The 23,788-nt window shown below is 51.3% G+C and carries 20 protein-coding genes; 10 read left to right on the top strand and 10 right to left on the bottom strand.

Annotated features, from left to right (window positions below):
• The first annotated feature begins 105 nt into the window (after nucleotides 1-105).
• The 3 genes from B0I18_RS13630 to B0I18_RS13620 all read left to right on the top strand — a co-directional run bounded on the left by B0I18_RS13630 (nucleotide 106) and on the right by B0I18_RS13620 (nucleotide 4,324).
• On the top strand, nucleotides 106-996 hold the full coding sequence (locus B0I18_RS13630) for a murein L,D-transpeptidase catalytic domain family protein (protein WP_106523267.1): 891 nt from the start codon (nucleotides 106-108) through the stop codon (nucleotides 994-996).
• Nucleotides 997-1,316: 320 nt separating this feature from the next.
• Nucleotides 1,317-2,282, top strand: a complete 966-nt coding sequence (asnA, locus tag B0I18_RS13625; RefSeq protein ID WP_106523266.1) for an aspartate--ammonia ligase — start codon at nucleotides 1,317-1,319, stop codon at nucleotides 2,280-2,282.
• Nucleotides 2,283-2,524: 242 nt separating this feature from the next.
• Complete coding sequence (locus tag B0I18_RS13620; protein ID WP_106523265.1) at nucleotides 2,525-4,324, top strand: S41 family peptidase; 1,800 nt, start codon at nucleotides 2,525-2,527, stop codon at nucleotides 4,322-4,324.
• 93 nt (nucleotides 4,325-4,417) lie between these two features.
• Here B0I18_RS13620 and B0I18_RS13615 read toward each other — a convergent pair whose 3' ends face one another.
• The 4 genes from B0I18_RS13615 to B0I18_RS13600 all read right to left on the bottom strand — a co-directional run bounded on the left by B0I18_RS13615 (nucleotide 4,418) and on the right by B0I18_RS13600 (nucleotide 10,700).
• Nucleotides 4,418-6,685, bottom strand: coding sequence for an aconitate hydratase (locus tag B0I18_RS13615; RefSeq protein WP_106523264.1), 2,268 nt, complete (start codon nucleotides 6,683-6,685; stop codon nucleotides 4,418-4,420).
• A 209-nt stretch (nucleotides 6,686-6,894) separates the two neighbouring features.
• On the bottom strand, nucleotides 6,895-7,173 hold the full coding sequence (locus B0I18_RS13610; protein WP_106523263.1) for a hypothetical protein: 279 nt from the start codon (nucleotides 7,171-7,173) through the stop codon (nucleotides 6,895-6,897).
• 94 nt (nucleotides 7,174-7,267) lie between these two features.
• Nucleotides 7,268-9,520, bottom strand: a complete 2,253-nt coding sequence (locus B0I18_RS13605; protein ID WP_181358467.1) for an FUSC family protein — start codon at nucleotides 9,518-9,520, stop codon at nucleotides 7,268-7,270.
• 274 nt (nucleotides 9,521-9,794) lie between these two features.
• Nucleotides 9,795-10,700: a T9SS type A sorting domain-containing protein gene (locus B0I18_RS13600; RefSeq protein WP_181358466.1), complete on the bottom strand. Its 906-nt coding sequence runs from the start codon at nucleotides 10,698-10,700 to the stop codon at nucleotides 9,795-9,797.
• A 208-nt stretch (nucleotides 10,701-10,908) separates the two neighbouring features.
• Here B0I18_RS13600 and B0I18_RS13595 point away from each other — a divergent pair, with 208 nt between their 5' ends.
• The 4 genes from B0I18_RS13595 (at nucleotide 10,909) to B0I18_RS13580 (ending at nucleotide 13,774) form a co-directional block, all read left to right on the top strand.
• Entirely contained in the window at nucleotides 10,909-11,367 is a 459-nt protein-coding gene (locus tag B0I18_RS13595) for a thioredoxin family protein (RefSeq protein ID WP_106523260.1), read from the top strand.
• Nucleotides 11,351-12,280, top strand: coding sequence for an FAD:protein FMN transferase (locus B0I18_RS13590; RefSeq protein ID WP_106523259.1), 930 nt, complete (start codon nucleotides 11,351-11,353; stop codon nucleotides 12,278-12,280). Before B0I18_RS13595 ends, B0I18_RS13590 begins: the two co-directional genes overlap by 17 nt.
• Nucleotides 12,267-12,500, top strand: a complete 234-nt coding sequence (locus tag B0I18_RS13585) for a DUF4266 domain-containing protein (protein WP_106523258.1) — start codon at nucleotides 12,267-12,269, stop codon at nucleotides 12,498-12,500. The genes B0I18_RS13590 and B0I18_RS13585 overlap by 14 nt, the downstream gene beginning before the upstream one ends.
• A gap of 62 nt (nucleotides 12,501-12,562) precedes the next feature.
• Nucleotides 12,563-13,774, top strand: a complete 1,212-nt coding sequence (locus tag B0I18_RS13580) for a DUF3570 domain-containing protein (protein ID WP_106523257.1) — start codon at nucleotides 12,563-12,565, stop codon at nucleotides 13,772-13,774.
• 72 nt (nucleotides 13,775-13,846) lie between these two features.
• On the opposite strand, the gene frr is transcribed toward B0I18_RS13580, so the two are convergent.
• On the bottom strand, nucleotides 13,847-14,410 hold the full coding sequence (gene frr, locus B0I18_RS13575; protein ID WP_106523256.1) for a ribosome recycling factor: 564 nt from the start codon (nucleotides 14,408-14,410) through the stop codon (nucleotides 13,847-13,849).
• 64 nt (nucleotides 14,411-14,474) lie between these two features.
• Nucleotides 14,475-15,326, bottom strand: coding sequence for a peptide chain release factor N(5)-glutamine methyltransferase (prmC, locus tag B0I18_RS13570; protein WP_106523255.1), 852 nt, complete (start codon nucleotides 15,324-15,326; stop codon nucleotides 14,475-14,477).
• Between the two features lie 174 nt (nucleotides 15,327-15,500).
• On the opposite strand from prmC, the gene recN reads away from it, so the two are divergent.
• Nucleotides 15,501-17,156: a DNA repair protein RecN gene (recN, locus tag B0I18_RS13565; RefSeq protein WP_106523254.1), complete on the top strand. Its 1,656-nt coding sequence runs from the start codon at nucleotides 15,501-15,503 to the stop codon at nucleotides 17,154-17,156.
• 119 nt (nucleotides 17,157-17,275) lie between these two features.
• Here the strand turns inward: recN and B0I18_RS13560 are convergent, their stop codons facing one another.
• On the bottom strand, nucleotides 17,276-18,757 hold the full coding sequence (locus B0I18_RS13560; protein WP_146146742.1) for a hypothetical protein: 1,482 nt from the start codon (nucleotides 18,755-18,757) through the stop codon (nucleotides 17,276-17,278).
• Between the two features lie 266 nt (nucleotides 18,758-19,023).
• Between B0I18_RS13560 and B0I18_RS13555 the strand changes: the two genes are divergently transcribed.
• Together B0I18_RS13555 and B0I18_RS13550 are read left to right on the top strand one after the other, a co-directional pair.
• Nucleotides 19,024-20,340, top strand: a complete 1,317-nt coding sequence (locus B0I18_RS13555; protein WP_106523252.1) for an NAD(P)/FAD-dependent oxidoreductase — start codon at nucleotides 19,024-19,026, stop codon at nucleotides 20,338-20,340.
• A gap of 43 nt (nucleotides 20,341-20,383) precedes the next feature.
• Nucleotides 20,384-21,001 carry an L-threonylcarbamoyladenylate synthase gene (locus B0I18_RS13550; RefSeq protein WP_106523251.1) on the top strand — a complete coding sequence of 206 codons (618 nt, stop codon included), beginning with the start codon at nucleotides 20,384-20,386 and terminating at the stop codon, nucleotides 20,999-21,001.
• Between the two features lie 156 nt (nucleotides 21,002-21,157).
• On the opposite strand, the gene B0I18_RS13545 is transcribed toward B0I18_RS13550, so the two are convergent.
• The 3 genes from B0I18_RS13545 to B0I18_RS13535 form a co-directional block, all read right to left on the bottom strand.
• Nucleotides 21,158-21,754 (bottom strand): hypothetical protein, encoded by a 597-nt coding sequence (locus B0I18_RS13545; RefSeq protein WP_146146741.1) that lies wholly within the window; start codon nucleotides 21,752-21,754, stop codon nucleotides 21,158-21,160.
• A gap of 84 nt (nucleotides 21,755-21,838) precedes the next feature.
• Nucleotides 21,839-23,005: an acyltransferase family protein gene (locus B0I18_RS13540; protein WP_181358465.1), complete on the bottom strand. Its 1,167-nt coding sequence runs from the start codon at nucleotides 23,003-23,005 to the stop codon at nucleotides 21,839-21,841.
• A 219-nt stretch (nucleotides 23,006-23,224) separates the two neighbouring features.
• Nucleotides 23,225-23,521 carry a GIY-YIG nuclease family protein gene (locus B0I18_RS13535; RefSeq protein WP_106523248.1) on the bottom strand — a complete coding sequence of 99 codons (297 nt, stop codon included), beginning with the start codon at nucleotides 23,519-23,521 and terminating at the stop codon, nucleotides 23,225-23,227.
• Between the last annotated feature and the right edge of the window lie 267 nt (nucleotides 23,522-23,788).

The following is a 23,788-nucleotide window of genomic DNA, read 5'->3' as shown; positions in this document are numbered from 1 at the left end:
AAGTTTTTCTATCCCCGGGATTGCATTTTTTAATTTTAATTTATTAACTTTGAAAGAATGCAATCATGCTATTTTTAAACCTGTCAATAAAAAAAGTTGATAAATATGCAAAAAATCAGAGTGGCTTTGTTGATGATCGGGATGTGTGCATCTTCATTTTTTGTAAAAGCAGTGAAAGCCGAAGAAGGACTGGTGATGAACGTTCGGCAGAAAGTAAACCAGAAAGCAGACGAAGTTTATAACCTTATTAATTTTGGTAAAGAAGAACCGCTTTCCCGCGATGTATTCCGTAAGGCGTACCTGGGATATCTTAATTTAAGGGATGCGGATAAACTGAACAAAGACGAGCAGATCATCAGCATCTGCGACTTCAGTCTTTCTGCAAACGTAAAAAGGCTTTGGGTTATCAACCTGGAATCGCACAAGGTATTGTTCCATACCCTGGTGGCGCATGGACAGGGCACGGGCGACGAGTTTGCCATGAACTTTTCCAACCGCGACAATTCGCACCAGAGCAGCCTTGGGTTTTATGTAACCCAGGAAACCTATAGCGGCGACAACGGGTATTCTTTAAAACTGAACGGCATGGACCGCGGTTATAATGACCGGGCTTATGACAGGGCTATCGTGATGCACGGCGCAGCCTACGTTTGCGACTCCTACATCAGGAGCAACCAGCGCCTGGGCCGCAGCTGGGGTTGCCCCGCAGTACCCGTGGCCCTGGCCGGTCCTATCATCAATACGATAAAAGACGGTACCTGCCTGTATATTTATTACCCCAGCAAAAGTTACCTGAATACTTCGGTATGGCTCAATAAAACGCCACAGGTATCTGCAGAAGACCTGATTAAAGAAGAGTTCCTGAAAAGTAACAAGGTACAGGGCGCTAAACCGGTAGCCGCCGCAGTAGCCGCTCCTGTTACCGCACAGCAGGCCGAGCCTTTAAAACCACAGCAGCCCCTTTACCAGGGTGTGCAACTGGCCCTTCCACAGTAAACGTTATCTTATTAAAACCAGCTATACGCTTTGATCTTAGCCAACAACAATAATAACCTGAATCTGAACCGCAACAATAATATTGTTGCCGGAGGAAGGCCTGTTGTTGTTACCAGCAAGCGTATGTAACCTTACATAAACTTATTGAATCACAAAAGCCTTCCCCAACGGGAGGGCTTTTTTTATGCCTGTATGATGCCACAGATCAAGACTTATTGCCATTTGCAAGCCGTTTTTAATCCCCCCTGGGGGAAGATAAAAACAGAGATGAAACAGCAAAGCGAATCAAATTTATATACAACAACAAACAAAAATCAATCATGCTTGCACCTGCCCATAAAATAGCCGACCTGCAAACGGAAATGCAGATTGGCTTTATCAAACAACAATTTCTCCGGCATCTCAGCGAAGCGCTCCACCTGCACCAGGTATTCGCCCCGCTCTTTGTATCGGCCGACAGTGGCATTAACGATGACCTGAATGGTACCGAACGCCCCGTAAGCTTTAGCAACAGCGGCAAAGACTTTACGGTGGTACACTCCCTCGCTAAATGGAAACGGCTGCGCCTGGCCGAATTGTCCATGCCCTGCCACCAGGGTATCGTGACGCATATGATCGCCCTGCGTCCCGACGAACAGTTGTCGCCCATGCACGCCGTACTCGTAGACCAGTGGGACTGGGAAGTAGTAATCCGGCCCGAAGACCGGCACCCGGCCTTCCTGCAGGCCACCGTACTGAAGATCTATAAAGCCCTGCGGCTTACCTGCGCCGCGCTGCAGGAAGCTTATCCCGGCATGCGCAGCCTGGACCTGCCGGAGCAGCCCGCGTTTATACACAGCGAAGCGTTGCGCGCCCGCTATCCCCAACAGGACGCCAAAGCACGGGAAGACCTGGTTACCCGCGAACATGGCGCAGTATTCCTGCAGGGTATAGGGCACCCGTTGTCGGACGGACAACTACATGACGACCGGGCGCCGGATTATGACGACTGGAGCACCGAAACAACGCCGGGCTACCATGGCCTGAACGGCGACCTGCTGGTATGGCACCCGGTATTGCAACGCAGCGTAGAACTATCGTCGATGGGCATTCGGGTAAATGCCCCTGCCCTGCGCGAACAATTACACCTGCGCGGACTGCAGCAACGGGAACAACTGCCCTTCCACCAGAAGCTGCTGGCGGGTGAGCTGCCCGATACCATAGGCGGCGGCATAGGCCAGTCGCGGCTTGCCCTGCTCTTGCTGCAGCTGCAGGATATTAAAGCCGTACAGTATACCTATAACTAGGCGCAGCTGTTCCGGATACTTTCATTTTAAAGGCGGCCCGGTAAATACCGGGCCGTCCTTACCAGGTAAGGAGCAACAAGTGTGGCCACTCCTGCAAACGGAGCCGCCCTATACCCTTCTTGCAAATGAGGAGACCAAAAAAGGGGGATAAATAGGGGTAAGTATCCGCCATGAGGACAGGCGTATCTTCAATTTAAGTATTTTTGATCTTAACCGGATAAACCTATTCCCGCACTACTCCCATGTCAAAACTGCTATTAGCCGCCTGCCTGCTGATGACAAGCCCCCTGATGGCCCAGGTCAATCACAAAAGCACCACCTTACCCCTTAACCAGGAAACAAGCGACCGGCTGATCCGCCGGGACGAAGAACAGGATTTCCGGGTGAACCTTAGGAAAGACCAGTATTATACCATTATCGCCGAACAGAAAGGCATAGACCTGGTACTGACCCTGAAGGATAAAAACGGGAAAACAATCAAAAAGATAGATAGTCCCAACGGGCGGTTTGGCCCGGAGAAAATGATCTTCTCCCCCGATACTACGGCGCCGTTTTCGCTTACGCTAAAACCCTTGGCCGACAGTTCGAATTCCAACGAAGGCAAGTACAGTATCGTGGTAAAAAGCCTGCCGGCAAAGCTACCCAGGTTCACGACCCAACAACTGTACCAGGATTTCGATATCCTGAAAAATGCGTTTATCGAAACCCGGGTTGGCCTGTGGTATAGCTCCTACGCCTTGTTCGACAGCTTATGTTCGGCACAAAGAAACAAGATACGCAACAATATGAATGCCCTGGAATTCTACCGGATCATGGCGCCCGTAGTGACCTATACCCACGAAGGCCATTGCAATATCAGGCCTTCGGACGAAACCGGTTCTTATATCCGCCAGAACTATGGCTACTTTCCCTTCCTGGTTAAAATACTGCAGGGTAAGATCTATATCCTGAACGACCTGGACGGCCTGAAAACCCGGGGACTGATGATCACGAAAATAAACGGGCAAAGCGCAGACAGCATTATGCAGGTTTTCCGCAACATAGAGCCGGGCGACGGTTACAGTACCACCAGCTTCGACCACTGGATCGGCAGCGCCTTTTCAAGATACTACGCCAGCTTTTTTAACCCGGTAACCACCTTCGACCTGGAACTGGAGCATCCGGGTACCCATCAGAAAACGGTATATAAAAACGTACCCGCCTGCAGCGTTAAAAGATTTGTGCGCCTGTCGGATTCCCTGGCCGCCGCCCTCCCCAATTACCGCAGCAAAGATGGCGCTACATTTGTACTCGACAGCAGTAACAGCACGGGCATACTTACGGTAACCAGCTTTAGCCTGGACGATTACGAAGGCCGCAGGAAAGGGTTCAAGCGCTTCCTTGCCGAAACCTTTAAGACCCTGAAAGAACAACAGGTAAAACACCTGGTTATCGATGTAAGGGACAATGGCGGCGGTGAACAAGGCATGGAAGATCATTTACTTTCCTACCTGATCAGTAAGCCGTACTCCAAGTATAAGTATGTAGAGATCCCTGCCTTTACCTTTTCCTTTCTCCGATATTCGGACCGGAAAAAGAATCCCGCAGGCCTGACCCAGGAATTACAGGAAGAGTTTTACCAGGCCGGCGATGGCCGGTACCTGAACAAGAAAGGCTATTATGAAGGCGACAGTGTCAAAGCCGATCACTTCGATGGCGATCTCTGTATCCTGATCAGCGGGTACACCTTTTCGGGCGGATCGGAGTTTGCAGCAATGGCTAAAAATTATACCCGGGCCCGGTTTATCGGGGAAGAGACCGGCGGCGGTTATTATGGCAATACCAGCGGCACCTTTATCCGGTACATCCTGCCGAATACCCAACTTACCGGCAGGATCCCTTTGTGTAAGTTTGTGCCGGAGACCCTGAACAACAGTATTCCCTTTGGCCATGGCGTTATCCCGGATCACTATATCCAACCCACCATCGACGACTACCTGAACGGCAGGGACGTGGAAATGGCATATGCAAAAGCACTTTTCGCGGGCAAAAGCAAGCCCTGATCCCTTTCTTTAATACGATGACTAGTCCTAAAAAAGCGGCCCGGTAAATACCGGGCCGCTGTCATTACGAAAAAATAAATCAATCGGTGTGTATTACGCTACGCCAAACTCTTTGCGGATCACGTTAAGGCAGCTGCCTGCTTTAAACCACTCGATCTGCTGGTCGTTGTAGGTATGGTTAACGGTGATCTCGTCTTTGCTGCCGTCTTTGTGGTGCGCTACTACAGTCAGCGGCACGCCCGGAGCAAAGGTAGTGAGACCCAGAACGTCGAAGGTATCATCTTCCTGGATTTTATCGTAGTCTTCGTTGTTGGCGAAGGTTACACCCAGCATACCTTGTTTTTTCAGGTTGGTTTCGTGGATACGGGCAAATGATTTTACCAGTACCACACGTACGCCCAGGTGACGGGGCTCCATGGCAGCGTGTTCGCGGCTGGAACCTTCACCGTAGTTTTCGTCTCCGACAACGATCGAACCGATGCCCTGCGCTTTGTAAGCACGCTGTACATCCGGTACGCCTGCATATTCGCCGGTCAGCTGGTTTTTAACGCTATTGGTTTTCTCGTTGAAGAAGTTGGTAGCGCCGATCAGCATGTTGTTAGAGATATTATCGAGGTGGCCACGGAACTTCAGCCATGGGCCAGCCATAGAGATATGGTCGGTCGTACATTTACCTTTTGCCTTGATCAGCAGTTTCAGGCCTTTCAGGTCGGTGCCTTCCCATGCTGGGAATGCCTCGAGCAATTGCAGGCGCTGGGAATCCGGAGATACCACAACTTCTACGCCGCTGCCATCTTCGGCAGGAGACTGGAAGCCTGCATCCTCTACATCGAAACCACGCGGAGGCAGTTCGAAACCGGATGGCGGATCCAGTTTTACCTGTTCGCCGGCTTCGTTCGTCAGGGTGTCGGTCAGCGGGTTGAAGGTAAGGTCGCCGGCAATGGCCAGTGCGGTTACGATTTCCGGAGAACCTACGAAGGCATAAGTATTGGGGTTACCATCCTGGCGTGCAGCAAAGTTCCTGTTGAACGAGTGGATGATAGTATTTTTTTCTTTTTTGTCGGCGCCTTCACGTGCCCACATACCGATACAGGGACCGCAGGCATTGGCGAATACGGTACCGCCGATCTTACCGAAGGTATCGATATAGCCGTCGCGTTCGATGGTATAACGTACCAGTTCGCTACCGGGAGTAATGGTATAGCTGGCTTTTGCTTTCAGGTTTTTAGCTACTGCCTGCTCGGCCAGGTTGGCGGCGCGGCTGATGTCTTCGTAAGAAGAGTTGGTGCAGGAACCGATCAGGCCTACTTCTACATTGGTAGGCCAGCCATTGGCTGCTGCTGCGGCTTTCATTTTAGAGATCGGCGTAGCCAGATCCGGGGTGAAAGGTCCGTTGATATAAGGTTCCAGGGTAGACAGGTCGAGCTCGATCACCTGGTCGAAATAAGCGGAAGGATTAGCATATACTTCAGCATCGCCGGTCAGGTGCTCTTTGATACCGTTGGCCAGGTCTGCGATGGCTTCGCGGCCGGTAGCCCTCAGGTAACGCTCCATAGATTCGTCGTAGCCAAAGGTAGAGGTAGTGGCGCCGATCTCTGCACCCATGTTACCAATGGTACCTTTACCGGTACAGCTGATGTTGGCCGCACCTTCGCCGAAGTATTCCACGATAGCACCGGTACCGCCTTTTACAGTCAGTTTGCCGGCAACCCACAGGATAATATCTTTAGGGGTAGCCCAGCCGTTCAGTTTACCGGTCAGGTGTACACCAATCAGTTTTGGCATTTTAAGCTCCCAGGGCAGACCCGCCATTACGTCGCAGGCATCTGCACCACCTACGCCGATAGCGATCATACCGAGACCACCTGCATTAGGCGTGTGCGAATCAGTGCCGATCATCATACCGCCGGGAAAGGCGTAGTTTTCCAGTACCACCTGGTGGATGATACCGGCGCCTGCCTTCCAGAAACCCAGACCGTAACGGTTGGAAACGGAAGAGAGGAAATCATAAACTTCTTTATTGGAATCGACAGCGATCTGCAGATCCTTACCGGCTTCAACTTTAGCCTGGATCAGGTGATCGCAGTGTACGGTAGAAGGTACCGCTACTTTATCCCTTCCGCAAGTCATAAACTGAAGCAACGCCATCTGCGCCGTCGCATCCTGCATCGCTACCCTGTCCGGACGGAAATCCACATAAGCCTTACCACGTTCGTAAGCGCTTGTAGCAGGTTTGTCGAGGTGGGAGTAAAGGATCTTTTCGGTCAGCGTGAGCGGGCGGCCAAGTAATTGACGGGCAACCTGTATTTTACCCGGCATTTCAGCGTAAACTTTTTGGATGAGATCTAAATCGAAAGCCATTATAAGATTGAAATTTTGAATTACGAATTAAGGAAAATATACCTTTAAATCACTGGATTGCAAATTTACTTCATAAAAAAGACAATAGAAAAAAAAGACAAGGTTATGACAATTGTTTTTTTTGATTTCGGTATTATGCGCATCCGGCATTTTATCATATGTTGATCTATATCAAGAACGAAGGCCGGCTATTGCCGGCCTTCGTGGTATTATTTTGCAGGAGCTGCAGTTGCTTTATTCTCTTTGTAGCGTTTATCGGGGGTACCGTCGCTCTTTACATGTTTGTTTTCCTTATAGCGTTTGTCCGGTGTGCCGTCTTTCTTTAAAGGACCAGCGGCTGTTGCGGGCTTGGCTTCAGGTGCTTTCTCTTTTGGTGCAGCCTGTGTGGTTTTGGCAGGCTTTGCTTTAGCAGCACCGGTGTTTTGTGCAAAGGTTACTCCGGATACTGCCATCATTAAGGCAAGGAGTACGGTTGAAAGCTTTTTCATTGTTATGAAATTTTAAATTTTGCATAAAGGTAATGCGGCTTTCAATTCACCGTATAAGGGTAATTGTTATTTGTTTGTGATTTTGTATTACGTTTTATCCTTCTACCTGCTTGCGGCTCAGCGGTATGGCGGGCGACTCCAGTCCTACCCTTATCGCCTTCAGCTCGATCAGCATTTTTTCTACAAATACCAATTGGTTTTCATTCGGGGTCAGGTTCACAAAACCCTCCTCCGGGAAGGTTTTCAGCGATTCATCGTCGATAAATTCGTTGCCCGACCGTTTTAATAACAAAGCGTTTTCGCGGAACAGGTCATCACATTCGTACAGCAATTGAATGTACTTTTCTTTTTCCTGTATCGGGATCTTTACTTCGGCCAGCTCCGTCTCGCTGTGAAAGTTATTGAGCTCGCGGGTAATGCGCACATTATGCGTAAGCAGGAAGTAATAGTTGGCATAACCTTTCCGGCGGCGTTTTACCCGTTCGGCCATAAACCGGGTAAAGGAATCGAATGCGTTGCTGTTCTTCGACTCTGCGGTACGCTTCAGTTTGGTCCAGGCCACGGGCTCCTCGTTGCGGTAAAAGGTTTTGCGGAAATAATGCAGGTTGGCCGTAATGGCCTCGGCCAGGAAACGCGGCAACATATCCTTATCCCAGGCCGGCAATAAGAGAAAGCCTGCCGTAATAGCCAACGCCGAACCGATCAGGGTGCAGATGATGCGGGTCTTCATAAGATCGGCGTCGAAATGCGGCTCGATAGCCAGCAGCCCCACCAGCATTAAGGTAATAAAGAAAGTAGCTACCGAATACTGCCTGCGGAGAAAATAGATAAGGAATACCGAGCTTACAAACACCAGCACCAGCCTGGCCAGGGTGGCAAAGGGCAGTTGCAGGAATATGGTACCAACCACGATGCCCGCTATGGTTCCGATACTGCGCTCCAGGCCTTTCTTAAAGGTGGCGCCGAAGTAAGGCTGCGAAACGATGATGGCCGTAAAAGGTATCCAGTAACCGTGGTTTTTAAGATGAATGAGGGTAAAGGTATTACCCCCGATCGTCAGCGCCCAGCCATGCTCGCCCGAGAGCAGGTTGCCGATAAGCGCACCGATAAACGCAGCTACGCCGATACGCAGAGCATACCGGGTGGTAATGCTGTCGAAATTCATCAGCTGCCGGATATTGTTGCGAAAATACCTCGGGTGCAGGATGTTGAGGGTTTGGGTAAACGAGTAGGCCCTGAAGATGCGCCGTTCCGAAGGCACGGCCAGCAGTTCCAGCGAACGCTCCACCAGTTTGGCCACACGTTCGGCCAGCAGCAGTATTTTCCCGATATGCGGGGCAATGGCCGGGGTTTGCGCCTCGGGTATTTCCTGGATCATACCGGATATCTTGCGCAGGCGTTCCACGCGGGAAGTAACCAGTACCCGCTCTTCCTGTTTCAGTGTAAGCAGGAAGATCTCCATACGTTCGCCGATCTGCTCCAATGCCCGGAACAGGCTATATACCTGTATCGTAAACTGGCGGTCGCGCGTCAGCTTATACAGCATCTCGGCCGTTTCGCTGATCTGGATAATGTGCAGGCTTACCAGCGAGGCGCAGCGCCGCGACTGGGTAAGCGCGTATTTGTTCTTTTGATTTTTATTGACCTGGTCGGCCGTTTCTTCGAAAAGGTTGAGCGAAGCATCGATGGCTGTACGCACATCTTTTTCTTTAAGATAGATATCGCGGATCGAACTGCGCGTGGAGCGGCCATCCCAGCCTTTACCGGTAACCAGTGCCAGCGAAGCTACCGATTTCCAGATGGCGGCTATAGTGCGCCGGTAAGGTGTGCCCACCCGGATAAACAGGAAGCTGCAAAGCCCTACCAGTACGGTCCACAGGGAGCCCAGGGCTACCCAGCCACAGCGGGCCCATAGGTCGTCGTCCGTATGTACCGGGTACGCGCAGGTAATGATGTAGAAGATATACACACTCAGGGCAAGACCCATACCCCGGTCGCCGAGGTTTTTAAACAACCCGCTCAGGAAACCGACCAGCAACATACCCGGCAGGCTGATCCACATATAATTGCCGGCTACACTGCCTACGATACAGAAGAGGACACTCAATAAGGAGGCGCTTAACAGCAGGCGGATGCGCTGACCGGCATTGCCCTTCAACTCGATAAAGGAAACACACTCACCGGCTATGGCCATCCACTCGGCGCCGTGCGACTCGCCCGTAATCACGCCCCATACCAGGGGGATCGTAACGGATAAAGCAACCCTCAAACCCCAGCCCCAGGCTGGTTCCCGGTACTCGGTCTGCAGGCGCTTGTTTATTATTTTATAGGAAGTTGCGAAATCCATGTATACGATGCAAGTTAATAACATTTGCTACATGGCGTTACTTAAAGGTTAAATAAAAAGCATAAAAGTAACCGCTGCTCTACCCTCTTGTTACAACCTCTTTCCAACATTCGGGCCGCTCGCCGCGAAAGCCTGCCGGCAGGCATTTTACCAGGTTACAACGAACCATGATCCGGCTTAGACTTATGCCGCTACCATAAATAAAAACGCCGGCCGGCCATGGCCGGCCGGCGTTTTTTTATAGAAGTCCAGGTCCTGTATTCCAGGTCCTGTATTATTGTACAGAAAATTTACCGGAGCCGGCAGTTTGCCCGGCCACGCTGAGCCGGTAAAAATACATACCGGGAGCATAGGCATTACGATCGATCAGCACGCTATTGCCGGGCTGACTATAGGACTGTACCCGCAAGCCCTGCGCATTAAAAATATCGATACGGTCCACTTTCGCTTCGCCCCCGATCAACAGGCGGCTGATGCCCGTTACCGGGTTGGGCGCCACAAGCAGACTGGCCTTGCCCACAGATTGCGGATCACGGATAGCAGTGACAGAAGCTACACAGGAGGTACTACTGAATTTAGGGTCATGGTATACCCAGTCGTTCCCCAGTTTAAAGCAGAGGTTATCGATCTGGCAATCGCAGGTAGGCTGCATTGCAAAAGACTGGACCAGGCCCCCGATACCGCCGTTGCCAATACCTTCGATCCAGTTGCCAAAGAAAGGGATGCCGCTGCCGCTACCCTGGATCAGGGTAAAGGAATAGCGCTTACGGTACTGGCCGGCAATCATCACGGAATCTATCTGTGTCACCTTGCCCTGCAGTATACCAGGCCAGGAACTGGTAGCCTTAAAGGTATCGTCTACCTGCAGGTTGAAATCATAAAGTACTATTTCTGTAGTATCTGTATAGAGATAAATACGTTTAGCCTCCTCCCGGATGCCGCCGTAGTACTCCGATTCAGACAGTACGGTATCGACTGACCGATATAATTTATGATAGGTCACCGATTTGATAACCGTATCGGCATTTTTAAGTCCGAAGCAATGATAAATGGGCGGTTTATCCTGGCCTGTACCTACGCGTTCTGTCCACAAGGCATCCGAAACTGGGAAGGGCACATAGGTCTGCGCGCCGGCAGACAGGCTCAGTAATAAAAGCAGGGATAGGTAAATAGCTTTCATAGTGTTATAGTTTTCCAAATAAAAACTAAAACTAATGCTAATTATCAGAAGTTCAAAGCGGCATTTCATAAACGTGGCGATACCGTTATAAGTGTGCGGGATTTGAAAACAAGTGAAAATGGAAGAGATAATATGCCGGATTTGATTAAGCCGGTACGACTGCCTAATTTTACACCCTTAACCCCGCTGTATCGCAGTAATCACCGACATGACCAGAAGATTAGCCGGAACGATATACCTTTTGTTTATCCTGTTGCTGCCCTTTAATACGGGCGCCCAGGTATTTACCGACCCGGACAAGGCATTTGCCGCGGCTGCCGGCAACAATCGCCGGGTATTGCTGGTGTTCCAGGGTTCCGACTGGTGCATACCCTGTATCCGGCTGGAGCGGCAGGTATTATCCAGCCCACGTTTCCTGCAGTTTGTACAGGACAGTCTCGTGGTTCTGAAAGCCGATTTTCCGCAGCGCAGTAAAATAGACCCGGCATTAGCCTCCCGGTATGATAAGCTGGCGGCAAGTTTCAACCCCGAGGGCGCCTTCCCGAAAATACTGCTGCTTAGCGCGCAACAACAAAACCTGGCGACACTGGCACAAACCGGCCTGGCTACCGAACCCTTTATCGCCCAAATAAAAGCCCTGCTCCGTAGCTATGCTGCAAAAATGTAACCTGCGTAAAAGAATGATGGGCTCCGACTTTGAGCTGATCGCCTGCTGCGACAGCGAAGCGGCTGCAGCGCCTTACCTGCAGGCCGGCGTGGCGGAGATCACGCGTTTAGAACGGTTACTGACCGAGTTTGACGAAGATTCGCAAACCAGCCTGATCAACCGCAATGCAGGTATAGCGCCCGTTACCGTAGACGGGGAGGTGTACCGACTAATCCAACGCTGTATCCGTCTTTCGGAGCTTAGCCAGGGCGCTTTTGATATTACTGCCGGCACGTTAAAATCGCTATACCGGTTCAATACCGGCAACCAGGCACTGCCCGGCAAGCACGCCCTCAAAGAGCAACTGCGCATTACCGGCTTCCGCAATATCGAACTGGGTAGCGATAACCAGGTGTTATTACGTAAAAAAGGCATGAGAATCGGTTTCGGCGCGATCGGCAAAGGTTATGCAGCCGACCGGGTTAAAGCGCTGTGGACCGCATCCGGCCTGGCCTCAGGGGTTATCAACGCCAGCGGCGACCTTACCGCATGGGGTTGCCAGCCCGACGGTAGCCCCTGGCGTATCGGTATTGCAGACCCGGGCAAGGAGGATACAATACTACGCTGGATACCGGTAGAAAAGGCCTCAGTAGCCACTTCCGGCAATTATATACAGTATTTTGAACATAAAGGCATACGCTATAGCCACAATATAGACCCCAGGACGGGCCTGCCCGCCCGCCTGCTGAAAAGTGTGACCATCGTGAGTCCCGGCGCCGAACTATCCGACGCCCTGGCTACCGCCGTTACCATTATGGGCGCCGATGCCGGCCTGTACCTGCTTGGCCAGTTACCTGGCGTGCACGGCATTATCGTGGATGAACACAACCATGTATTAACCTCCGAAAAAATAAGTACCCATGCTTCCATCTGAAAAGGGTAAGTGTACCACAGCGATCCTGCTCCTGCTGGCAGTACTGATACTGGGCAGCTGCACTGCTGTAAAGCCCTACCAGCGTGCCTATCTTAATGATGCGGCTATGCAGCCGGGCAAGTTACCGATCGAAAAGTTTGAAGAAAACGCGCAGGCTTACCGCGAAGGCGCCAGTGGCGGCGGTACCGGTAAAAGCAGCGGTGGCTGCGGCTGCAACTGATCGCTTTTACCAGTACAGGACGAACAATACAGGACTAAACGTTACACAGCTCCATTACCAGGATGAAAAAGAAATATCTACTGCTGGGTTTAATGACCGCTGCACTGCATACCACCGCGCAGCAGGCGCCGGCAGATTCGCTATACAAGAAACAACGCGTTGCGGAAACGGACATACAGATCCTGTTTTCCTATTATACACAGGATGGCAACCATTCTGCAGTAACCGGCGGCACAGGCACCGAGGAATTGATGGTTTATGCGCCCGAAGTGAACATTACCCATCGCCGCGATTCGGTACAGACTTTTACCCTCAATGCCGGGGCCGACATTATTACCTCCGCATCGACCGATAATATCGATTATGTCCTCTCCTCGGCATCGCGTGTGGATATGCGCAGCCATATCAACCTGGGTTACAACAGGCGACTGGGTAAAAGCGGCCTGCGGGCCGGCATCCAGGCGGGGCTTTCGGTAGAGTCGGATTATACCTCGTTGCCGGTGGGTATTAACCTGGGCCGTACAGCACGCGACGGGTCGCACGAGTGGACGGCATCGCTGCTCTGTTACTTCGACGATCTGCGCTGGGGGCGCATCGACGACGACTACTGGCGCCCGGTAAGCCTGGTCTACCCTACCGAACTGCGGTACAAGGAATGGTACGATACGTACCGGCGCACCTCCTACAACCTGTCCTTTTCCTGGTTCCAGGTGGTTAACCGCCGGGTACAGGTTGCCATCTTTCCCGAACTCGTATACCAGAAGGGCTTGCTGTCTACGCCCTTTCACCGCGTATATTTTACCGACGGTTCCTTAAAAGTAGAATACCTGCCCGAAGAGCGCTGGAAATTCCCGCTGGGCCTGCAAGCCAATATTTTCGCGGGTTCCAGGCTGGTTATACGCTCGTACTACCGCTTTTACCAGGATAATATCGGCATCCGCAGCCATACCTTCCAACTCGAGCTGCCGGTAAAGCTAAGCCCGCAGTTCAGTATAGCCCCGCATGCCCGGTTCTATACCCAAACGGCCTCCCGGTACTTCAGGCCTTATGCGGAACACCAGGTAACGGAACAGTACTATACCTCGGATTACGACCTCTCGGCATTCAATAGTTTTAAAACGGGGCTGAACCTGCGGTATACTCCACAGGCAAAGCTGATGCGGCATTACACCTTCCGGGAAATAGGTCTGCGTTATGCCTGGTACAAACGCACCGACGGCTTGCATGCCCATATGCTGTCGCTGCTGCTCGACTTTAACCATACCCGGAGATAATATTACAGCACCGGGTATATAAAAAAAGGGGACCGCATATGCAGTCCCCCTTTTATCCATATGATACCCGGATCAGATCGTCATGATCTCTTTATCCTTGTCTTTGCAGTGTTGTTCTACCAGGGCGATATTCTTATCGGTAATACCCTGGATGCGGCCTTCGGCTTCCTTAGCGGCATCTTCGCTCAGGCCGTCTTTTTGTAATTTTTTGATCTGCTCGATCATATCGCGGCGGATATTACGGATCGCGATCTTACCCTGCTCGCCTTCGCCGTTCACACGTTTTACCAGTTCTTTACGACGTTCCTCGGTCAGCGGCGGCATAAACAACCGGATCACCACACCATCATTCTGGGGGGTCACACCCAGGTTTGCCTGCATCAAAGCGCGTTCGATCGGGGCGATCATCGGCTTTTCCCAGGGTTGTAAGGTAATGGTACGCGCATCGGCAACCGTGATATTAGCAACCTGGTTGATGGGTGTAGGAGCGCCATAGTAGTCGACTACCAGGCCTTCCAGCATTTGAGGGTTGGCCTTGCCGGCGCGGATCTTTACCAGTTCCGATTCCAGGTGACCAATCGCCTTTTTCATCAGTTCTACGGTATTGGATACCACCTTGTCAACTTGCTCTGTCATAATATTTCTTTTTTCGAAAGGAAGGCAAATGTAGCAAACCGCTGTACAAATGCCAAATTTTAAACTATACCAATGTGCAACCGAGCATCCTGTCGTTGTCCTGCATGTCTTTGCGCAATACGGTATGCCAGCCGCTATCCTGGTAGTAGCGCGTGGTTTCGGCGGCGAAATCGCGATGCAATTCCAGGAAGAGTTGCCCGCCTGGCACCAGCTTTTTACGGGCCAGTAGCTCGATGGCTTTATAAAACTGCTGGGGATCGTTATTGCTCACAAATAGCGCCAGGTGCGGCTCGTAGTCGAGCACATGCGCCATCATACTGTCTTTTTCGGGCAGGGTAATATAAGGCGGGTTGCTCACGATCACGTCGAACCGGGGCAGGTCTTCCCATTGCGCCGGGTCCAGCACATCGCATTTTTGAAAACCTACCTCCAGCTCCAGGTCCCGGGCGTTCCTGCGGGCCACAGCCAGCGCCTGGTCAGAGATATCGAGCGCATGCACAACCGCCCCCGGCCTGTTTTTTTTGATCGCCAGCGGGATACAGCCGCTGCCGGTACCGATATCGAGCACCGCAGTTCCCGGTTGCTGCCCGATACCTTTCAGGGCCCAGTCGACCAGCTCTTCCGTTTCGGGCCGCGGTATCAGCACTGACTCATCTACCCATAATTTGAGCCCGTAGAAATAGCTTTCGCCGAGCACGTACTGCACCGGGCGGTGTTGCAGCAATTGCGCCGTATAGGTCGCCAATTGTGCGGCCTGGGCCTCCGACAGCAATTGGCCGGCATGCCGTACCCGCTCCGAAAGCCGGTGACCGGTAAGCGCTTCCACTACCCAGTCGGCTATATTGCCCGCCTCAGCCGGATCGTACGATGCGGTAAGTTGTGTTTTTAAAGATTGATAGGCGTCCTGGATATTCATAATTCGATCGTTAAACGGCGATACGGTAACCCGTAAAAGGCCGCAAAGCGGGCTAAGGTAAGGTAATTCACCGAAAGCACAGAGCGTGGTAAAGCCCTCGCGAAGCGAAGCTAAAAAGTAACAGGCGAAGCATCAATAAAAGGTATAAATTTGCCCTTTATCCCCAGAACAGCTATGCTGCAAAAAATATACATACGGAACTACGCCATTATCGATGAACTGAGCATTGCTTTTGACGAACAACTGAACGTGATCACTGGTGAAACCGGGGCAGGTAAGTCCATTATACTCGGCGCCCTGTCGCTTATACTCGGCGAGCGTGCGGATACTTCCGTACTGATCAACCGGGAAGAGAAAAGCGTGGTAGAAGCCTATTTCAAAACCGAACAGAATAAACAATTCAATGCCTTGCTGCAGCGCGAGGAGCTGGATCCGGAGCCGGTTACCATTATCCGGCGCGAGATCAGTCCCTCCGGCAAAAGCCGGGCTTTTGTAAACGATACCCCCGTTACCCTGGGTATCCTCAACGAACTCACCTCTACCCTGGTAGACCTGCACCGCCAGTTCGATAACCGGGCTATAGAGCAGGATCATTTCCTCTACGAGGTGATCGATGCCGTTGCCGAAAACCAGGTACAGCTCCAGGAGTACAGGACAGGATTCAGGCGGTATAAACAATTACAGCACGATTATAAAAAGCTGGCCGACGAACAGGCGCAATGGCAGAAAGAGGCCGACTATAAACAGTTTCTTTTTGATGAGCTGGAACAGGCCTCCTTTAAAGAGAACGAGATCGAAGATGCAGAACTGCTGGTAAAACAATTGAGTCATGCCGAACAGATAAAGACCGTACTGAATACGGTGTATACTGCGCTTGAAGAGGGCGAAACGCCGCTCAACAACGAGTTGAAACGCGTGATGCAGCAACTGCAATCGATAACTGCCGTAAAAGCGGAAGCCGCTACACTGGCCCAACGTATGGACAGTGCCCTGCTCGAGCTCCGCGATATAGCCGCCGAAGCCGACCGGCTGCAAAACTCGGTCGACCTGGATGCAGAACAATTACAAAACCTGCAGGAACGTATCGACCTCGGTTATCGCCTGCAAAAGAAACATGGCTTGTCCGATACGGCGGGCCTGATCGCACTGCACCGTGAGCTGTCCGAAGAGCTGCAACAGCAGGGCAATGCAGACGCCAACCTGCAGCAACTCAGCGAACAGATCGATGTGGCCGAACAGATGCTGGCACAGGCAGCCGACGCCCTCAGCGATAAACGGAAAGCAATAGCACCCGGCTTCGAAGAACAGATCAACGGCCTGCTGAAACTGGTGGGTATGCCCAATGCCCTGCTGAAGATCGAGATACGCGACTCCGGCCAGTTGCTGGAATGGGGGCGCGACGAAATCAGTTTCCTGCTGGATGCCAATAAGAGCGGCAAGTTTACACCGGTGCAAAAGGCAGCCTCGGGTGGTGAGATGAGCAGGATCATGCTTTGTATCAAAGCGCTTACCGCCAAAGCCCTGGCCCTCCCTACCCTGATCTTCGACGAAGTAGACGCCGCTATTTCCGGCGAAGCCGCCCGCCAGGTGGGCATCCTGCTGCGTTCGCTCAGCGACTACCACCAGGTGTTGTGCATTACGCATCAGCCCCAGGTAGCCGGTAAAGGCACACAGCATTTTTATGTGTACAAAACGACCGACCAGGAAAAAGTAAAAACCCGTATCAGGCTGCTGACTACCGACGAAAGGGTAAGGGCCATCGCACAGATGATCGGCGGCGAACAACCCTCCGAGGCCGCTATGAAAAATGCAAGAGAGCTGGTTAGTTAAGCCTGTTGCGCAATAGAGAAACAGTTGCCCGGCTACTCTTTTAAAACCCGGGATAATGATAAAATTACAAATGGCCGCCGGTAGGTACCGGCGGCCATTTTATAATATCGTCCTTCAGATCAGAAAGCCAGTTTGGCAAACGAAAGATTGTTTTTATGCAACACAGGTACGATCAGTTCTGTAGCATCGGTCTGCTTACCCGAGCGCGGCAGCCAGTCGCCATCGTTACCGCTGCCGGCATTCAGCTTCTTCAGCTGTAATTTACCGGAAACGTCCACCGCAGCAAGGCTCAGGTTCGATTTACTATTGGTAAAATCGTTGTACAGGAACACGAGGCTTGCCCCGGAATTGATCATGCCGAAAGAAGAGAAAAGGCCGCCATCGTCCTGTGAGTATTGTTCTTTACGGATAAAATTATGCCACTGGCGATTGCCTGCGCCATCGTAGTTCAGCACCAGGATATCGCCGTATACATATTCCCGTACCGAGGTATTCATACCGGGGTAATTGTAATTATAATAACTGGAGTAAAAACCGCCATAACCCGGTCCGTAGCTGGTACGGGTATTCATGTAGAAATTTTCGGCAACAAGGATAAAGCCGCCGTCATTTTTCACGATAATATTACGCACTTCGAATTCATTGAATGCTTTTTTCTTATTCCGCTCATCCGTTGCATTACGCATTTGTTCGTCGAAGGGAATAGCCTTAAAAATAGTCATTGAATCCTGGGCGGGGCTGTAGAGCCCGTAAAGCACGCCATCGATATTACCCGATTTTTTCAGCGAATAGAAAGCACTCAGGTAGATCTCGTTGGTATTATCGTCGAGCTTGATATACATACCGGAAATATACAGTTCCTTAAGCGGCAGCACGCCGGCCTGGAACACCGTAGCGCCCTGTGCCAGTTTCAGGATGCGGGCCTCTCCGCCATATCCTTTTGCACCACCTTCTGTATAACCCGACAGGTAAAGACTACCGTCATTGCCCAGTATCGCTTGTCCGAGTGTAAAATCAGAGATAGAAGCATCCAGTGCAGGCTGGCTGCGCGCAATTACATTCAGTTGCTTGTCGAGCAGTATCGTGCTTAAACCGCTCGATTTACCGGCCTTACCCAGGCCATAGATCATAATCCGGCCTTTGTCGCTGCTGACTACCGAGGAATAATAACTTTTCGAAGGGCCGAACCAGCCGGTTTTTACCGAATCGAGGGCTACAGGCCGTTGCAGCATACGGGCGCGGCCGTCGAGCCTTACCGCATATTGTACCACGTAGTTGCTTTGCAGTGCCTGGAATAATACGGTGATCTGGTCGTCGTAATTGATAAACTTGGTCTCGTATATCTTTTGCGGGAAAAAGTCGAGCGCAATCGTAGCCATCAGCCGCATGGAATCGTTGTAGGCATCCAGGAAAAAACCTTCCTTGGAGGCACGGTAGGTATACAACCGGTCGCCGCTCCAGCCCACTACTTCAAAGTCGCCGTTCTGAAAACTGAATTTCCTTTCTTTCGAATAATAGATATCCTGGGCATGCAGGTCATCGATAACGCCAAGGAAACAGACGAGGCCAGCCAACAGGAAATAGATTGTTTTTTTCATCATAGACAAAGTTAAGAAGCGAAAGCGCAATAAGCGTAGCTATCCGCAGAAAAAAAAGATAATTTACAAACGCTTAGTAAAGTAGTTCAGTATGTTAGCCGGCACATTTTACGGGAAGTATATAAAATATAAAACACACGAACCGGTTTTGTTCATTACAACAATAATTATTCTTTCTTATAGCGGCCGTACGGTCAACCTTATCGCTCTTTATCTGTATTAATGCGGACCGCAGTGATCAATGCACTAACTTTGTAAATAAATCGTCCATGTCCGCAACAGATAAACGGGTGATCATTCTTGGAGCAGGATTTGCAGGGCTGCAACTTGCCCGCCAGCTCAGCAGATCGGCTTACGACATTACCCTCATCGACCGTTATAACTACCACCAGTTCCAGCCGCTTTTTTACCAGGTTGCTACCGCCCGTCTCGAACCCAGCAGTATTTCGTTCCCACTGCGTAAAATTTTTCAGAAAAAGAAGAATATTCATATCCGCATCGGCGAAGTACAGGAAATCATCAGCGGCGAAAATAAAGTGCGTACCAATATCGGCGACTTCAGTTACGACCACCTCATTATCGCCACGGGCTGTACCACTAATTTTTTCGGCAACAAACAGATCGAAGCGCTGGCCTTCCCGATGAAGAGCACCACCGAAGCCATGGCCCTGCGCAACCGTATCCTGCTCAACTTTGAAGATGCCCTGCGCGCACCGGAATCGGAAATAGAACGCCTGTTGAATATCGTAGTGGTGGGCGGCGGTCCTACAGGCGTGGAACTGTCGGGCGCACTGGCCGAGATGAAAAGGAATGTATTGCCCAAAGACTATCCCGATATGGACTTTAGCAGGCTGAATGTATACCTGCTCGAAGGCGGACCGGTTACACTCGGACCGATGTCGGACGCCTCGCATAAAAAATCACAATTATACCTGGAGCAGATCGGGGTTAAAGTATGGACCAACTCCGTGGTGGAAAACTACGATGGCAAGACCGTACAACTTAAAGACGGCCGCCAGATACCCAGCAGCAACCTGATCTGGGCTGCGGGTGTTACGGGCAATGTGCCCGGGGGCTTCTCCAAAGACATTATCCAGCGTGGCAACCGGCTTAAAGTAGACCGGTATAATAAAGTAGAAGGCTTTAGCAATATCTATGCACTGGGCGATATCGCCTATATGGAAACGCCGAAATATCCTAAAGGCCATCCGCAGGTAGCCAATGTGGCCATCAACCAGGCCAAACTGCTGGGTAAGAATATGTGTGCCGCCCTGCGGGGTGGCAACTGGAAAGAGTTTGAATACAAAGACCCGGGCTCTATGGCTACGGTAGGTAAACGCAAAGCCGTGGTAGACCTGCCTAAATTCAGCTTCCAGGGGCGCCTGGCCTGGTTTACCTGGATGTTCCTGCACCTGATGCTGATCCTGAGCGTACGCAACAAACTCTTTATCTTTATCAACTGGGCATTCAGCTATTTCACCAACGACACAACCCTGCGCCTGATCCTGCTGCCTACCCGCAAACAGATCGAGCTGGCGGAAGCCAACGAAAACAGCCTGAACAACAGGAATGAACCAATAACCTGAAAAACCGTTACTTTATAGAAATTATCCTATAAAAAAAACGCTTATGTTCCTTCATATCCATCCCGACAACCCGCAGCCCCGTAATATCCGGACCGTGGTCGACTGCCTGCGTTCCGGGGGGGTGATCATTTATCCAACCGATACGATCTATGGTATCGGCTGCGATATTTATAACCAGCAGGCGATCGAACGCATTTGCCGCATCAAGAACATACAGGTCAAACAGGCCAATTTCTCCTTTATCTGCCGCGACCTGAGCCACCTCAGCGACTATGCCCGTAATATCGGCACGCCCATCTTCCGCATCCTGAAAACAGCGCTACCCGGTCCTTACACCTTTATCCTGGAAGCCAGCAGGGAAGTGCCCAAAGCTTTAAAGACCAAGAAAGACACCGTGGGTATCCGTATCCCGGACCATATCATTTGCCAGACTATTGTGCAGGAACTGGGCCACCCGATCATGAGCGCATCGCTGCCCATGGGCGACGAAGTGGAATACTATACCGACCCGGAAATGATCTACGAGGTATTCGGTAAACAGGTCGATATCGTGATCGACAGCGGCATCGGCAGTATGATCGCCTCTACAGTGATCGACTGTACCGACGGTACGCCGCAACTGGTGCGCGAAGGAGCCGGCAAGTGGGAAAGTATTATTTAATCTGGTATTGAGTAATGGGTATTGCGTATTGAGAAGGCGGGTGTCATCGGGAGCACAGCGAAGGACCTTATCGGTTAGCCGGCTTTGATGGAGTAATAAGACGCAGCGAAGGATTTCACCGGTTAGCTGGCGTTACGAGAGTTAGCACAACGGCACTCAATGCCCGAAACCGGACAGGTAAGGATCGACAGGTGGTTCCGCTACAATTGCATTGATACGCGGCTGGATATTCCAGATACCGACCGGGAAAAACCATAAAAGAAAAAACTCGATGGAAAATTCACTGAAAGCAAGCTCCCGCTGCTCTTCCACCGTTTTCAACATCTTCGCATTAAAGTAAAGCCCGTAAAACATACAGAACATCGCAAAAAGATGAAGCGGCACGATGATCGCCATAACCAGGAGTGGAGGATCATCCAACCCCTGTTCTGTAAGCTCCAGGCCACCGGCTACGATCCAAGCCGCAAGCGCCGTTGTGTAAACAGCGGCAAACAACACCCGTGCCCGGAACCGCCTGATCGGATATTCCATACCAGCCGGCAGGTAACGGCTTAACACATTACCGGTTTGATAAAACCAGCATAAAAAGGAGAACTGGGAAATGAGCAAAGCAAATACCATCAGCACCAGTGCGCCCGGGAATGCCGCATCTCCCATGGCATACAGCAGGAAGGTGAACACGGGCATAAGCACCGGTCCCAAAAGAAACAACGAAAAAAGCTGCCAATGTTTGAGTCGTAGTATTTGTTCCATAGTTTATAGAGGTTATTGCATCATTAATGAACCACATCCCGTTTAAAGATATCCATTTCCCCGCGCGTATCCAAAACAGGCAATTCAGGTAACAGGCCCCTGCTTGGTTGCCTGCATGTTTTTGTCAGCTTTACGCCGCAACGCCCGGTTTACCGGTTCTGAAAAACAAGTATAAGCCAGTTTACCGAGTAGATAGCAGGCGATAGTTGCCAGTAAGAGCACGAAGGGCAGATAGGTATCCGCTACCCCAAATCGCTGGTACAGCTGCGCCGCAGCGATGACCACGAACATATGACTGAGATAAATCTCGTAACTGTATTGCCCCATATCGGCTAGCCAGCGCAAGCCCGGAAACCCTTGCCCTGTAAGCGTTTCCGGGCGGTTATGCATCCGGAGCAGGATGCCGCATACCCCCAGGGAGAGTATACTCACATCGAGGCCCAATGCAGTAATACCCGATTTAAATAAGAGGTTGCGAAATACGATCACGAAAACGACCAAAGCCCAACCCAGCAGCGGGTACAGGCGCTTCCAGATCTTAACGGTCGCTAATTTGTCCGCGATCAAAGCCGTGATACAACCCAGCGACAGGGCATCGATACAGGCAAGATTGTTACGGTCGCCAAGTTCGTTATCGATAAACAGGTGGGTACGGGCCCAGGGCGCGATCAGCACACCACAGCTCAACAGGAGCAGGAGGGGTAGCCGTCGCCGCAAAAGCAGGCCCAGCAAAGGGAATACGAGGTAGAAGACTTCTTCGATCGATATGGTCCATAATACATCCCAGTTAGCGGGCAGGTAGCCTGCCCGCATCTCCAGCCAGTTGATATGGAAGGTGAGGGCTGCCACCAGGGCTTCGGCGAGGGATGTTTTAGAATTGTCGATCACGAAGCCGGTCACTCCGAAAATATGAAGCAAGGAAAGGATGAGTAACAGGGCCAGTAAGGGTGGTAAAATACGGGCAGCCCGGTAGCGGTAAAACACAGGCAGACGGATCTGCCCGGGCTCCCCCCAGCGCCGCAGTATCGATTGCGTAATCAGGTAACCCGACAGGGTGAAGAAGATGATCACACCGTAGTAGCCGCTCCAGAACAGTACCATAAACACTTTCTTGGGCAGTACCGTTTTCAGGAAGGTATCGGTAAGGTGGAAATGGATATTGAGATGCAGCAGCACGACCGATAAGATACTGAAGCCGCGCAGCATATCGATGCCTCGGTTCCTGGTTGGGGAAACGTTGGGTGCATTCATGGATCGGGTTGATGGGTTTCGGGTAACCGGTCGCAAACGCTTTCCGGACAAGGAAGGTACGGATTTATCGGGAGCGCAGCGCGTCTTCCTCCCAGTCCTCATCCTGAGCCCCCTTCCACTCTCCATCCTGCCCTTCCCTCGTCATCCTGCCCCCTCCCGTCATCCTGAGCGCAGCGAAGGATCTTAATAGCGGGAGCACAAGTGCAAACAAGCCCAGACCTATCCCGCATCCAGGAAACAAATCCCGGGATTGATGGTTTCAATCAGGGCCTTTTTCCTCGCTCTTGTCCAGCCCTTAATTTGTTTCTCCCGCTTTATTGCCTCAGGGATATACCGGTGCTCTTCGAAATAGACCAGGTAACAACAAGCATACCTGCCGGTGAATGTAGCACTGTTACGACTGTTTGCCTGGTAAACATGCTGGCTCATTCTCAAAACAAGATTATTGGTTACACCAGTATATAATACGGTCTTGTTTTTGTTCGTAGTTATGTAAACAAAGTAAGGTGGAGGCATAAGGACTATTTCCTGGCAATATCCGTGATGCCCTCAGCAACAGCCACTTTCAAGTACTTAATATTAGAACAGTAATGCCAATGGTCAGCATAACCTCCTGCCCGGTAAGATGCTTCGCTGCGCTCAGCATGACATTAGGCGGGAGCCATGCACGTAACCTGTCTCGCCTAACGCTACAAACAATAGCGACAAGGGGAAGCACAAGCCATCACTCACTCCTGCCATCCTAAGCCCCCTCCCCCGTCATCCTGAGCGCAGCGAAGGATC

Source organism: Taibaiella chishuiensis, from assembly GCF_003014535.1.
Lineage (GTDB): Bacteria > Bacteroidota > Bacteroidia > Chitinophagales > Chitinophagaceae > Taibaiella > Taibaiella chishuiensis.
The sequence above is the reverse complement of the archived record's forward strand: the minus strand, read 5'-3'. Positions and strand labels throughout refer to the sequence as shown.